The following is a 13,398-nucleotide window of genomic DNA, read 5'->3' on the forward strand; positions in this document are numbered from 1 at the left end:
AATATTCACGCTGCAACCTTGATCGCCGGCACGGCCCTCTTCACCGGAATGCGCACCGACACGATCGTGCCGACACCTTCGCTCGACCGGATCTTCAGCGCGCCGCCCTGAAGCTCGGCCAGCGAACGTGAGATGGCAAGGCCAAGGCCAGACCCGGCATGGCTCTTGGAGAACTGGTTCTGCACCTGCTCGAAGGGCCGTCCTAGCTTGCCGAGCGCCTCCTTGGGAATGCCGCAGCCATTGTCCTCGATCGTCAGCACCAGCGCGCCGGATGTGTTGCGGGCCCTGACCGATATGTGGCCGCCCTGGCCGGTGAATTTCACCGCATTGGACAAAAGGTTGATGACGATCTGCTTGATCGCGCGGCGATCGGCGACCAGCGTCAGCGCATCGGCAATGCGCGTTTCCACGGTGATGGCCTTTTGCGCCGCCTGCAGCGAGACGACGCGAACCGTTTCGCTGATCAGCGGGCCAAGATCGATCTCTTCCCGGTCCAGCGAGAATTGGCCGGCCTCGATCTTGGACATGTCGAGAATGTCGTTGATGACGCCCAGCAGATATTTTCCGCTGCTGTTGATGTCGGTGGCATATTCCTCGTAGCGCTCCGATCCGAGCGGGCCGAACAGCCCTTGTTCCATCAGTTCGGAGAAGCCGATGATGGCGTTCAGCGGCGTGCGCAACTCATGCGACATGTTGGCCAGGAATTCGGATTTGGCCCGGTTCGCCGCTTCGGCGCGTTCGGTTTCCTTCATGTATTTGCGGTTGAGGTCGACCAGTTCGCGCGAACGCTCCTCTTCGGCCCGCCGCGCGAGGCTGAGATCATGGATCGTTGCCATCAGCCGTCGCTCGCTGTCGACCAGCTTCTCCTGGTGCAGCTTGATCTGGGTGATGTCGGAGCCGACCGAGACGATGCCGCCGTCCCGGGTCTTCAGTTCGTTGACCTGCAGCCAGCGGCCATCGGCCAGCTGCCGCTCGAAAGTGGCGCCGCCCTGCAGGCCGCTGGTGTGGGCAAGCCGCCGTTCGGAAGCAAAGGCCAGCATGCGTTCTTCCAGCGCCGCGCGCGCGGTGCCCGGCATCACGTCGCGGTCCGAAAGCCCGTTGTCCTGCTGGTATTTGGAATTGCACATGATCAGGCGCTGCGTCGAATCCCACAGCACGAAGGATTCGTTGATGTTCTCGATCGCCGTTCTGAGGCGAAGGTCGGCCGCCTCGGAACGCAGCGCCAGATGACGCTGTTCGGTGACGTCGACGGCGATGCCGATCAACTGGATCTCCGGGGCCTCCGGATCGATGACTTGTGCCCGCGCGCGCATCCAGACCCATTGGCCGTCGGAATGCCGCATCCGGAACACCTGGTCGATATGGTCGATCTCGCGTGCGACAATTCTGTTGGCGAGTTCAAACAGGTCGCCGTCCTCGGGATGGATGATCTGATCGACCTCGCCGAAGGACAGCATCGTTTCGCACGGCTTGTAGCCGAGCATGTCGTACATCGAGCGCGACCAGTACATCTTGCCGCGCACCATGTCCCAGTCCCACAGGCCGCAGCGGCCGCGAACCAGCGCCATGTCGATGCGCTGATGCGCTTCGAGGTAGATGCGGTCGGCCGCCTGCGCACGCGCGGCCTGGCCGAAATAAGCGTAGAGGATGACGATCAGCACGCCGGCCGTCAGCACGAACAGGGTGACGTTCAGCGAAACGGTCTTGCGCCAGGCATCGAAAACCGCGTCCTGTGGCACCAGGGCCGCCGATGCGCCCCTGCCGCCATTCGCCAGGCTGACCGCCGCGTACCAGTCCCGTCCGTCGATGTTGACGTCCATGACGCCGGCACGATCGCCGAACATGAACAAGGGCTGGCCGCCCTCGACGAGGCCGTCCAGCGAATGGCCCTGCCATGACATCGAGCGCGGCGTCACCGCGACGATCTTGAAAGCGCTGTCGGTGATGACAAGCACATGGCTGCGGCCCATCGCGCCCTGTCGGCTGGTGGTCTCCAGCAGATCCTGTATGGCGCCGGGCGCCGTTTCCGAGGTGGTGGCGAGCGAACTGGCCAGCTGGCCCGCCGCCAGCGTCAGGATCGCCTTGGCATTGCGCTCGACATCGTCGCGCTCGTTCATCAGTGACAGCACGCGCAGCGCCGCGATGACGATCAGGAATGTGATGATGAGGGCGGGTATTGATCGGCGCAGCAGCGGCTCGGCGGCCAGAAGCCGCCGGTAGGCCGGTTCGGCGATGAGCCGCGTATTCCCGGCAAGACCGTCGCCGCGCGTCTCGCGATGCGCAAAAACCGTCCCTCCGGGCGCGCCCCACGCGTCCGCCTTCGCCATAAATGGCACTCCCCGAATTGCCTATGCTGCTTGGTGATCCGGCAAACGCCGCACATCCGAATCGTCAGTAAAGAATCAAAGGTGATTCGCCTTGTCCAGTGGTCCGGCGAAAAAAGATTAAAAATCGACTAAAATAACGCCAAAATGGTCGATCTCCCCCACAAGGGGGAGATCGCTCTCCCTACGCCAGCGTGCGCTCGACGATATCGCGCAGATCCGCCGACAGGTTTTCGGCGCCGGCGATCGACAGCAGCGCTTCCCTGGCCTTGGCTTGCCGCAAAGGTTCGAGCGAACGCCACGATCTGAGCGCCGTCGCCAGCCTTGCCGCCACTTGCGGGTTGCGTTTTTCGACCTCGAGCACAGTCTGAGCAAAGAACCAGTAGCCTTCGCCGTCAGCACGATGGAAGCCGGTCTGGTTGGCGCTGGAGAAGGTGCCGATCAGCGAGCGAACTCGATTTGGATTGCCCATCGAGAAGGCCGGGTGGTTGGTCAGGGCCTTCACGGTGTCGACGGTTTGCGGCCCCGGAACGCTGGCCTGGATCTGGAACCATTTGTCCATGACCAGCGGGTCGGACCCATAGGTCGTCTCGAAAGCCGCCAGCGCCTCGACCGTCTCGGGCGAACCGTGGTGACGATGCGCGAGCACGGCAAGTGCTGCCGCGCGGTCGGTCATGTTGGTCGCCGACTGGAAATGCCCGGCGGCGAGTGCTGCTCCACCCGGCTGCAGCGACAGATAATCCAGCAAGGTGTTGCGCAAGGCGCGTCGTCCGGCGCTCGCCGCGTCGGGGCTGAACGCTTCTCTGTCGGCAAGGCTGCGGTAGAGGCCCGAAAAAACGTCCCGGTTCGCAGTGCCGATCGCCAACGCCAGTGCCTCGCGAGCGGCATAGATGGCATCGGGGTCGATGTTCCTGCCGATGTCGCGGGCGATGTCGGCTTCGCCGGGCAATGCCAGCGCCAGTGCTCGATAGGCCGGCTCCAGCGTCTCGTCACCGGCGATGCTGCCGGCGAGTTCGATCAGCCGCGGTGCAAAGGCCGGCTGCTTGCCGCCGAGGACCTCGCGGAAGGCTGATATCAGTGCATCAGTCAGCAATGTGTTGAAGGCCTGCCAGCGCGAGAAGGCGTCGCTGTCATGGCGGGCGAGAAAGAACTGGTCGTCGGCTTTCTGCTCGACGGACAATGTCACCGGCGCCGAAAAGCCGCGGTTGAGCGACACGGCCGGGCGCTCGGTGACGCCTGAGAACCGCACCGTGTGGCGACGCTTGCGGATATGGATGACGCCGTCCTCGACGCTGGCGCCTTCGACGCCGCTATACGGCACAGGCTTGCCGCCGGCGCCGATCAGGCCGAAAGCCAGCGGGATGTGCATCAGCCGCTTGCGGCTTTCGGACGGTGTCGGCGGCACCGACTGCTCGATTTCGAGCGTGAATTCTTGCGCGGCCGGATTGTGCGTCGAACTGATCGTCAGGTTCGGCGTTCCCGCCTGATGATACCAGAGCGCGAACTGCGACAGGTCGCGGCCGGACGCATCCTCGAACACCTTGATGAAATCCTCGATCGTCGCCGCGTCACCGTCGTGCCGCTCGAAATAGAGGTCCATGCCGGCGCGAAAGACGTCGGCACCGAGAATTGTGCGGATCATGCGCACCACTTCGGAGCCCTTCTCGTAGACCGTCGCGGTGTAAAAATTGTTGATTTCGCGGTAGCGGCGCGGCCGCACCGGATGCGCCAGCGGACCTTGGTCCTCGGGAAACTGGTGGGCGCGCAAGGTGCGCACTTCGGCGATGCGCTTGACCGCGCGCGAACGCTGGTCGGCAGAGAATTCGTGATCGCGGAAAACCGTCAGGCCTTCCTTCAGGCAGAGCTGGAACCAGTCGCGGCAAGTGATTCTGTTGCCTGTCCAATTGTGGAAATACTCATGCGCGATGATCGCCTCGATATTGGCGAAATCGGCGTCCGTCGCGGTCTCCCGGTCGGCCAGCACATATTTGTCGTTGAAGATGTTAAGGCCCTTGTTCTCCATCGCGCCCATGTTGAAGTCGGACACGGCGACGATGTTGAAGACGTCGAGATCGTATTCGCGGCCGAACGCCTCCTCGTCCCATTTCATCGACCGCTTCAGAGCATCCATCGCGTAGCCGGCCAGGTTCTCCTTGCCGGGCTCGACATAGATGCCGAGTTCGATCGTGCGGCCCGATAGCGTGACGAAACTGTCCGCAAGCTGGCCGAGATTGCCGGCCACCAGCGCGAACAAATAGGACGGCTTGGGGAAAGGGTCGTGCCACACTGCATAGTGCCAGCCGTCGCCGAGGTCGCCCCTGTCGACCGGGTTGCCGTTGGACAGGAGCAGCGGCGCTTCGTCACGTATTGCCTCTATGCGCACCGTGTAGACGGACAGGATGTCGGGACGATCGAGGAAATAGGTGATGCGGCGAAAGCCCTCGGCTTCGCATTGCGTGCAGTAGACATGGCTCGAGCGGTAGAGGCCCATCAGGGCTTCGTTGCCGGCCGGCGCCACCTCGGTCTCTATGAGCAACTGGAAGCGACGCGCCGCCGGCGGCTTGAGGATGGTCAGTTGATCGGGCGTCGCCAGCAGATCCGCCGGCTTTACCTTGTTGCCGTCGATCTCTATGCGCTTGAGGGTCAGCCCGTCGCCGTCGAGCACCAGCGGTGCCGACACGGAGACGTCGTCACGACGCTCTATCGTGAGCACGGCGGTGACACGCGTTGCGTCTGGCGAAAGGCGGAAGGTAAGGTCGGTTTTCGGAATGAGGTAGTCGTTGGGGCGATAGTCTTCGAGTTTGAAGACCTGGCCGGTGTCCGTGCGCATTCCGTGGGTTTTCCTGTCGATTGCGTTGGCGGCGGATTGTGTCCGCTGGTCCAAGAAATTTAAAGTCCGCGCTCTTTACACGAAACCGCCCCTCGACAAAACTGAGGCAATGCCTATTTCAGGCGTTCCTTCTCCTGTCATCATCACGAGGCATCCATGACCGTCGTCACACCGAAATTCGGCATGGGCGCATCCGTGCTGCGGCGCGAGGATGCCGCCTTCATCCAGGGCCAGGGCCGCTATACCGACGACATCCAGCCGGCTGGCGTCCTGCATGGCTATGTCCTGCGCTCGCCGGTCGCCAAGGCCAGCTTCACCATCGGTTCGACCGAGGCGGCGAAGGCGGCACCTGGCGTCCATCTGGTGCTGACCGGCAAGGATCTTGCCCATCTCGGCGATCTGAAATCCGGCGTCATGCAGGAACAGCCGGACGGCACCAAGGCTCCGACGCGCGACATCCCGATCCTGTGCCGCGACCGCGTCAACTATGTCGGCGATGCCGTTGCCTTCGTCGTCGCCGACAGCCGAGCCTTGGCGCAGGATGCCGCCGAACTGATCGATGTCGACTATGACGGCGAAGACGCGGCCTCGGGGACGGCAAATGCACTTGCCGAAGGCACGCCGCTGGTCTGGCCGGAGCTTGGTTCCAACCGCGCCTTCAGCTACCACATGGGCGACAAGAAAAAGACCGAAGCGGCTTTCGCCAAGGCCGCCCATGTCACCCGCATCGAGTTCGTCAACAACCGGCTGGTGTGCAACTACATGGAGCCGCGCTCCGCGATCGGCGAATGGAACGTCGAGGAGAAGCGCTTCGTGCTGACCACCGGGTCGCAAGGCGTGCACTCCATGCAGTATATCCTGGCCAGCGTGTTCAAGATCAAGAAAGACCAGCTGCGCGTCATCACGCCTGATGTCGGCGGTGGTTTCGGGCCGAAGAGCTTCGTCTACCGCGAATATCCGCTGGTGCTGGAAGCGGCAAAGCGGCTTGGCCGCCCGGTGAAATGGGCCGGCGACCGCACGGAACACTTCCTGACCGACGCGCAAGGGCGCGACAATTTCGTCACGGCCGAAATGGCGCTGGACAAGGACGGCCGCTTTCTCGGCATGAAGGTGGACCTGCTCGCCAACATCGGCGCCTATATCTCGCAATACGGTCCGTTCATCCCCTATATCGGCGTCACCATGTCGACCGGTGTCTATGATATCCAGGCGCTCGACGTCTCGGTGACCGGCCTCTACACCAACACCTGCCCGGTCGATGCCTATCGCGGTGCCGGCCGACCGGAAGCAGCCTTCCTGCTGGAAAAGCTGGTCGATGCCTGCGCCCACGATCTCGGCCTGCCTGTCGAGGAGATCCGCCGCCGCAACTTCATCCGGCCGGAGCAATTTCCCTACCGGACGCAAACCGGCCGCCTCTACGACACCGGTGAATTCGAAGGCCATATGGAGCGCGCCATCGAGCAATCCGAATGGAAAGCGTTTCCGGAGCGGCTGGCGCAATCGAAGGCCGGCGGAAAAATCCGCGGCCTCGGCATGGCGACCTATATCGAGGCCTGTGCCTTTCCGGGCTCCGAACCGGCCTTCGTCGAACTCAATGGCGACGGCACGGTGACGCTGAAGATCGGCACCCAGACCAACGGGCAGGGACACGCCACCGCCTATGCGCAGTTCCTGTCGGAAAAGCTCAATCTCGACATCGACAAGATTCATGTCCGCCAGGGCGATACCGATGAGCTGAAGGCCGGCGGCGGCACCGGCGGCTCGCGCTCCATTCCGCTGGGAGGTGTATCGGCTTCCCGCGCGGGCGAGGATCTGGCCAACAAGATCAAGCGCATCGCAGCCGACGAACTGGAGGCTTCTGCCGGCGACATCGAATTGTCCGACGGTGTCGCCCGCATCGTCGGCACCGATCGCTCGCTCGATTTTTCCGCTATCGCCAAGGCCGCCAAGACGCCGGACGATCTCAAGGGCTTTGGCGAGTTCGTGCAGGACGAATGCACCTATCCCAACGGCACCCATATCTGCGAGATCGAGATCGATCCCGACACCGGCGCGACCGAGATCGTCCGCTACACCATCGTCGACGATTTCGGCGTCACCGTGAACCCGATCCTGCTCGCCGGCCAGGTGCATGGCGGCGTCGTGCAAGGTATCGGCCAGGCACTGACCGAAGACACTATCTATGGCGAGGATGGACAGCTTTTGACGGCGAGCTTCATGGATTACGCCATGCCGCGCGCCGACAATTTCCCGTTCTTCCATTTCGAGACCCGCAACGTGCCTTCGACCACCAATGCACTCGGCATCAAAGGCGCGGGCGAGGCCGGCACCATCGGCTCGACCCCGGCGGCACTCAATGCGGTGACCGACGCGCTCTGGCGCGCTTATGGCGTCAAGCACATCGACATGCCGGCAACGCCCGCGCGTATCTGGGCGACGATCCGAGAAGCGTCGGGAGCGTGACAGCAGGCCCCGGCAGCCCCCCGGCCACAGCCAGCGATGATGCCGGCGGGCACGACACGCTTACCGGCATCATGCTCAAGATCGTGTCGGTGGCGGTCTTCGTCGGCATGCAGACCTGCATCAAAGCCGCAGGCACGGTTCCGGCCGGCCAGATTGTCTTCTTCCGCTCTTTCTTCGCCATCTTCCCGATCATCGCCTTCCTGGCTTTCAGGAAAGAACTCGGCACTGCCTTCACCACCAGGCGTCCGTTCAACCACATCGCCCGCGGCCTGGTCGGCGTCTGCGCCATGGGGCTCGGCTTTTTTGCGTTGACCCGACTGCCGCTGCCGGAAGCGATCACGCTGAACTACGCGCAGCCGCTGCTGGTGGTGGTGTTCAGCTCCATCTTCCTCGGCGAGGCCATCCGTGTCTATCGCTGGAGTGCGGTCGCGGTCGGCCTGGTCGGCGTGCTGATCATCTCCTGGCCGGAACTGACGCTGCTGAGTTCAGACGAGGCGCTCGACGACCAGGAAGTGCTCGGCGTCATGGCCGCTCTTGTCGCGGCGGCGATCTCGGCCGTCGCCATGCTCTTGGTGCGCAATCTCGTGCAAAGCGAGCGCACAGCGACCATCGTGCTGTGGTTTTCGGTGACGGCGAGCGTCATGTCGCTGCTGTCGCTGCCATTCGGCTGGCAGGCGCTGACGCCGCTCCAGGCAGCTCTCCTTGTTGCCGCCGGCTTCTGCGGCGGCCTCGGCCAGATCCTGATGACGGCGGCCTATCGCCATGCCGAGGCCTCGGTGGTGGCGCCGTTCGAATACACCTCGATGATCCTCGGCGTCGTCGTCGGCTATCTCGTCTTCGGCGACGTCGCCACGCTCCATATGCTTGTCGGCGGCCTGATCGTCGTCGCCGCCGGCATCTTCATCATCTGGCGCGAACGCCAGCTTGGCCTGGAGCGCACCCGCACGCGCAAGGCGGCGTCGCCGCAGGGGTGACTATTTAAACGAAGCTTGAAAAGCTGGCGATCCTTTACACCCCCCTCTGGCCTGCCGGCCATCTCCCCCGCAAGGGGGGAGATCAGATGTCACATCGGCTTTCGCCAATCACCAACATTGAAAGCGAGAGCCAGCGGTTGAGCTGCCAATCTCCCTCCTTGCGGGGGAGATGTCCGGCAGGACAGAGGGGGGTGCTGTCCCTCGGCCTTGCCGACTACGACACCTTCGCAGCCCGTTCCTTCGCCAATCGCACCAGCACAGTCCTCGTCTGCTCATCGGCCGGGAAAAACGATTCGATCGCCAGTTCCGACAGCGTCACGTCGAGCGGCGTGCCGAACACGGTGATGGTGCTGATGAATGACAGCACCTGATCGCCATAGGCCAGCCTGAGCGGGTGTACGATGGCATTTGGCTCGACCGGTGTCGGCCGGCTGCCTTTCAAGCCGGACGGATAAGTCCTTAGCTCACGCTCGAGTTCGATCAGCACCTCGTCGCCGCTGGCATCGTTCTGGTGTTTCAGGCGCTCGAGCAGATGCGTTCGCCATTCCTGAAGGTTGACGATGCGCGGTGCGATGCCGCCGGGATGCAGGCTGAGGCGAAGCACGTTGACCGGCGGCGTCAGCAGCGAAGCCTCGCTGACATCGTCAAGGAAGGGTGCAATGGCGGCATTGGCCGAAACCAGGTTCCAGTGGCGGTCGACGGCGAGTGCCGGGAAAGGCTCGTGGCCTTTGAGGACGATCTCGACGGCCGCCATCGCCGGCGCCAGCGTCGTGTCGGTCAGGGAGCGTTCGCCGAAGCTGGGCGCAAAACCGGCGGCGAGCAGCAATTGATTGCGTTGCCTCAGCGGTATCGACAATTGCTCGGCCAGATGCAGCACCATGTCGCGCGAGGGCGCGGCGCGGCCGCTTTCGACGAAGCTCAGATGCCGCTGCGAGATCTCGGCCTCCATGGCGAGGTCGAGCTGCGACATGCGGCGGCGGGTGCGCCATTCGCGAATGAGGCTGCCGGCGGACGTTTGGGGTGTTGTCATGAGGCATGATTAGGTCGAGAGCAGACGTATTTCAATTACCTCGGAGGTTATCGGTACGGCATCCATGTCGGAGATTGGCTACTCGCCAAGCCTCAGCCAACTTCCCGCAGCTTTGCCTTCACCTCGAGAAAATCCCGCCACGCCAGCTTCTTGTGCGCGGGCGTTCGCAAGAGATAGGCCGGGTGCAGCGTGGGCATTGCCGGAATGGCGATGCCGGATGCCGTCGTGTGAACGCGCCAATTGCCGCGCAGCCGCAATATGCCCTCCGAGGTGTTGAGCAAGGTCTTGGCTGACGGGCCGCCAAGGTTGATCAGCACCTTGGGATTGACCAGTTCGATCTGCCGCTCGATGAAGGGCCGGCAGATCTCGGTTTCGTGCGGCGTCGGCGTGCGATTGCCCGGCGGCCGCCAGGGAATGACATTGGCGATATAGACTGAAGTGCGGTCGAGTCCGATCGCCGCCAGCATGCGGTCGAGCAGCCGGCCCGATCGGCCGACGAAGGGCAGGCCCTCGATGTCCTCATCGCGGCCGGGTGCCTCGCCGACCAGCATGACGGCGGCTTCCGGGTTGCCGTCGGCGAACACCAAGCTCTTGGCGGTGGCCTTGAGATTGCAGCCGTCGAACGCCGCCATGTGCTGGCGAAGCTCGTCAAGCGTTGTTGCCGTCGTTGCCAATTGGCGGGCAAGTGCTGCCTGAATTTCGTCGGGAACCGTGGCCGACGGTGCGCGCAAAACAGGTGGCGCATTTGGCCTGTCGCCCCCTTCGGGGCGATTTGTCGAACGCTGCTGTGCGGCGGTGTCACCCGAAGGCGCTGCGGTCGGCGCGCGCTCCATCGGCTTTGGCGAGACCTCGGTGAACCGGTTCACCGGCTGCTCTTCGAGCGCCTCGTCGACACCAACGCTGGCATAAAAGGCCAGCAGGTCGGCGATATCAGGTCTGTTGGTTGGGGAAGCGGCAGTCATCGATTCACATTCGTCCGCGTGGCGGCAATTTGCAAGGCTGGCAGTTTCTCTACCAGGGCAACGAACCCGGGTTAACGGGTTCCTTCGGAGCCTTTCGCCGGCGCGTCGGCTGACGGAGCATCAAACGAAAAACCCGCCTGTCCGGCGGGTCACTGGCGCAAATCAGCACCATAGGCAAAAATGTACCATAGCTGAGGTCACCGAGTCAAGAAAAAATTCCTATCGTCTACCCCGTTGGTATGCGCGGATCCTGCACCAGATAGAAAGTCCAGCGCGGCGTGTAGTCGGTCATCAGGAATTCGAACCTGGCGGTTTTCAGCGGGTCGACCTTGCCATTCCTGAACAGCAGCCGGTCATAGGGTTCGAAATCGCGATCGAAATCGGCGAAATTGCTCGACAAAATATTGTCCGGCGTCTTGTTGCGCTGGTCGAAGGAAAGCCCGTCGCCGAACACGCTCGGCCGATTCAGGATCTCCTGCAATTCGAACTGGAATTCGACCCAGGCCTGGCCGCTGTTGTTGAGTACATCGATGCGCATATACATCATGCCGTTTGCGAATTCGCCGGCCTTGCCGAAGGCCTGGATCGGCTTTGTCGTGCGGATCGTCAGCGTCACCGGCGTTGACGAATTCAGCTCTTCGGTGATGACGAACGGATCGTCCTTCGTTCCGATGCCCGAGGCGCCGGTGATGCGGAAGCCGCCAAGCTCGTCGGAGAAGGAGTAGGCGCCTGCCGCCCAGACCTTCACTTCGTCGGCGGCAGCGTGATGCGGCGCCAGCATCAGAAGGGCCAAAAGGAGCGCCCGGCGGATCCGGCCGGGCGGGAAAAGAAAGCGCGTCGATGAAAAGCCGGCTGGCCCAGGAATGCGCATGGCGTGAAGTATGGCCGATAAGCAAGCCGTCGAACAATTAAAAACGCGCGCCTCGCAGGCAATGCCGGGCGAAAAGCAGTCTTCCAGCCTCGCAATGCGCGACTTTTTGGCCAAAACGGCATTGTCACGTATGCGCCGGTTTCCTGTCGTCAATTGATGCGCTATGCAGCGCGGGAGCCAGCAAGATACCCGAATGGGATAAGCCAGTGCGGAGGGGTTGATGAGCGACATCGAACGCGAAAGCATGGAATTCGACGTGGTTATCGTCGGCGCCGGACCGGCGGGCCTCGCCGCCGCGATCCGCCTCAAGCAGGTCAATCCCGAGCTTTCGGTCGTCGTCCTGGAGAAGGGCGGTGAGGTCGGCGCCCATATTCTCTCCGGCGCCGTTGTCGATCCGATCGGCATCGACAGGCTCTTGCCGGGCTGGCGCGATGAGGACGGCCATCCCTTTAAGACGCCGGTCACATCAGACCATTTCCTGGTCCTTGGCCCTGCCGGCTCGTTTCGCCTGCCCAACATGCTGATGCCGCCGCTGATGAACAATCACGGCAACTACATCGTCTCGCTCGGCAATGTCTGCCGCTGGCTGGCGACCAAGGCCGAAGCGCTCGGCGTCGAGATCTATCCGGGCTTTGCCGCTGCCGGCCTGCTCTACAATGAGCAAGGCGCCGTCACCGGCGTCGTCACCGGCGACATGGGCATCGAGAAGGACGGAACGCACGGTCCGGGCTTCGCACCCGGCATGGCGCTGATGGGCAAATATGTGCTGATCGGGGAGGGCGCTCGCGGCTCGCTCGCCAAGCAACTGATCGCCAGATACAAGCTTTCCGATGGCCGCGAACCGGGCAAATACGGCATCGGCCTGAAGGAACTCTGGCAGGTCAAGCCGGAGAACCACCGTCCGGGGCTGGTCCAGCATTCCTTCGGCTGGCCGCTTGACTTGAAGACCGGCGGCGGCTCGTTCCTCTACCATCTCGAGGACAATCAGGTGGCGGTCGGCTTCGTCCTCCACCTCAATTACAAGAACCCCTATCTGTCGCCGTTCGAGGAATTCCAGCGCTTCAAGACCCATCCGGCGATCAGCGGGACTTTCGACGGCGCCAAGCGCCTCGGCTATGGCGCGCGCGCCATCACCGAGGGCGGCTGGCAGTCGGTGCCGAAACTCTCCTTTCCCGGTGGTGCGCTGATGGGATGTGCGGCGGGCTTCGTCAACGTGCCGCGCATCAAGGGCTCGCACAATGCCGTGCTGTCCGGCATGCTGGCGGCCGAGCATGTCGCAGAGGCGATCGGTGCCGGGCGCGCCAACGACGAACTCGCTTCCTACGAGGAAGCCTGGCGCGCGACCGACATCGGCAAGGATTTGAAGAAGGTGCGCAACGTCAAGCCGCTGTGGTCGCGCTTCGGCACGATCGTCGGGGTCGGCCTCGGCGGCCTCGACATGTGGCTGAACACGCTGTTCGGTGTCTCGCCCTTCGGCACGCTGAAGCATGGCAAGGCCGACTATGCGACGCTCGAGCCTGCCGCCCAGCACAAGAAGATCGCCTATCCGAAGCCCGATGGCGTGCTGACCTTCGACAGGCTGTCCTCGGTGTTCCTGTCCAACACCAATCACGAGGAAAACGAGCCGGTCCACCTGCTTGTCGGCGACATGGAACTGCAGAAGCGGTCCGAGCACGATGTCTTTGCGGGCCCCTCGACGCGCTACTGTCCGGCCGGGGTTTACGAGTGGGTCGACAAGGATGGCAATGCCGCCGCCGATCCCACGGCCAAGGATGTGCGCTTCGTCATCAACGCGCAGAACTGCGTCCACTGCAAGACATGCGACATCAAGGACCCGAACCAGAACATCAACTGGGTGCCGCCGCAAGGCGGAGAAGGCCCGGTCTACCAGGGCATGTAGGCCCGCGCCGGCCACAGCGTGCAAAGACCCCGACGACGGCTCGG

The 13,398-nt window shown here is 63.1% G+C and carries 9 protein-coding genes; 4 read left to right on the top strand and 5 right to left on the bottom strand.

The annotated features are described in order from the left end of the window. Positions 1 to 5 precede the first annotated feature (5 nt). Both NKJ00_RS19185 and pepN read right to left on the bottom strand, forming a co-directional pair. The gene (locus NKJ00_RS19185; protein ID WP_352630793.1) at positions 6 to 2,327 is read right to left on the bottom strand and encodes a PAS domain-containing sensor histidine kinase; all 2,322 of its coding nucleotides are present in this window, start codon (positions 2,325 to 2,327) and stop codon (positions 6 to 8) included. Positions 2,328 to 2,508: 181 nt separating this feature from the next. Next, on the bottom strand, positions 2,509 to 5,154 hold the full coding sequence (gene pepN, locus NKJ00_RS19190; protein ID WP_352630795.1) for an aminopeptidase N: 2,646 nt from the start codon (positions 5,152 to 5,154) through the stop codon (positions 2,509 to 2,511). Positions 5,155 to 5,310: 156 nt separating this feature from the next. On the opposite strand from pepN, the gene NKJ00_RS19195 reads away from it, so the two are divergent. Together NKJ00_RS19195 and NKJ00_RS19200 are read left to right on the top strand one after the other, a co-directional pair. Next, complete coding sequence (locus tag NKJ00_RS19195; RefSeq protein ID WP_352630798.1) at positions 5,311 to 7,617, top strand: xanthine dehydrogenase family protein molybdopterin-binding subunit; 2,307 nt, start codon at positions 5,311 to 5,313, stop codon at positions 7,615 to 7,617. Then, positions 7,614 to 8,591 (top strand): DMT family transporter, encoded by a 978-nt coding sequence (locus NKJ00_RS19200; RefSeq protein ID WP_352630800.1) that lies wholly within the window; start codon positions 7,614 to 7,616, stop codon positions 8,589 to 8,591. The genes NKJ00_RS19195 and NKJ00_RS19200 overlap by 4 nt, the downstream gene beginning before the upstream one ends. A gap of 214 nt (positions 8,592 to 8,805) precedes the next feature. Here NKJ00_RS19200 and NKJ00_RS19205 read toward each other — a convergent pair whose 3' ends face one another. The 3 genes from NKJ00_RS19205 to NKJ00_RS19215 all read right to left on the bottom strand — a co-directional run bounded on the left by NKJ00_RS19205 (position 8,806) and on the right by NKJ00_RS19215 (position 11,454). Then, positions 8,806 to 9,621, bottom strand: coding sequence for a helix-turn-helix domain-containing protein (locus NKJ00_RS19205; RefSeq protein WP_352630802.1), 816 nt, complete (start codon positions 9,619 to 9,621; stop codon positions 8,806 to 8,808). Positions 9,622 to 9,713: 92 nt separating this feature from the next. Next, a complete protein-coding gene (locus NKJ00_RS19210) occupies positions 9,714 to 10,583 on the bottom strand; it encodes a uracil-DNA glycosylase (RefSeq protein WP_352630804.1) in 870 nt (289 codons plus the stop codon). A gap of 226 nt (positions 10,584 to 10,809) precedes the next feature. Next, positions 10,810 to 11,454 (bottom strand): hypothetical protein, encoded by a 645-nt coding sequence (locus NKJ00_RS19215; protein WP_352550641.1) that lies wholly within the window; start codon positions 11,452 to 11,454, stop codon positions 10,810 to 10,812. Between the two features lie 10 nt (positions 11,455 to 11,464). On the opposite strand from NKJ00_RS19215, the gene NKJ00_RS19220 reads away from it, so the two are divergent. Together NKJ00_RS19220 and NKJ00_RS19225 are read left to right on the top strand one after the other, a co-directional pair. Beyond that, on the top strand, positions 11,465 to 11,611 hold the full coding sequence (locus NKJ00_RS19220) for a hypothetical protein (RefSeq protein WP_155930595.1): 147 nt from the start codon (positions 11,465 to 11,467) through the stop codon (positions 11,609 to 11,611). Positions 11,612 to 11,674: 63 nt separating this feature from the next. Further along, positions 11,675 to 13,354 (top strand): electron transfer flavoprotein-ubiquinone oxidoreductase, encoded by a 1,680-nt coding sequence (locus NKJ00_RS19225; RefSeq protein WP_352441285.1) that lies wholly within the window; start codon positions 11,675 to 11,677, stop codon positions 13,352 to 13,354. Positions 13,355 to 13,398: the final 44 nt, after the last annotated feature.

Source organism: Mesorhizobium sp. M0227, assembly GCF_040321855.1.
In the GTDB taxonomy this organism is placed as follows: domain Bacteria; phylum Pseudomonadota; class Alphaproteobacteria; order Rhizobiales; family Rhizobiaceae; genus Mesorhizobium.

Bases quoted from the DNA above. Each gene is read 5' to 3' on its own strand.
- NKJ00_RS19205 (WP_352630802.1), bottom strand. From the start codon at position 9,621: ATGACAACACCCCAAACGTCCGCCGGCAGCCTCATTCGCGAATGGCGC.
- NKJ00_RS19215 (WP_352550641.1), bottom strand. From the start codon at position 11,454: ATGCGCATTCCTGGGCCAGCCGGCTTTTCATCGACGCGCTTTCTTTTC.
- NKJ00_RS19220 (WP_155930595.1), top strand. From the start codon at position 11,465: ATGGCCGATAAGCAAGCCGTCGAACAATTAAAAACGCGCGCCTCGCAG.
- NKJ00_RS19225 (WP_352441285.1), top strand. From the start codon at position 11,675: ATGAGCGACATCGAACGCGAAAGCATGGAATTCGACGTGGTTATCGTC.
- pepN (WP_352630795.1), bottom strand. From the start codon at position 5,154: ATGCGCACGGACACCGGCCAGGTCTTCAAACTCGAAGACTATCGCCCC.
- NKJ00_RS19195 (WP_352630798.1), top strand. From the start codon at position 5,311: ATGACCGTCGTCACACCGAAATTCGGCATGGGCGCATCCGTGCTGCGG.
- NKJ00_RS19185 (WP_352630793.1), bottom strand. From the start codon at position 2,327: ATGGCGAAGGCGGACGCGTGGGGCGCGCCCGGAGGGACGGTTTTTGCG.
- NKJ00_RS19210 (WP_352630804.1), bottom strand. From the start codon at position 10,583: ATGACTGCCGCTTCCCCAACCAACAGACCTGATATCGCCGACCTGCTG.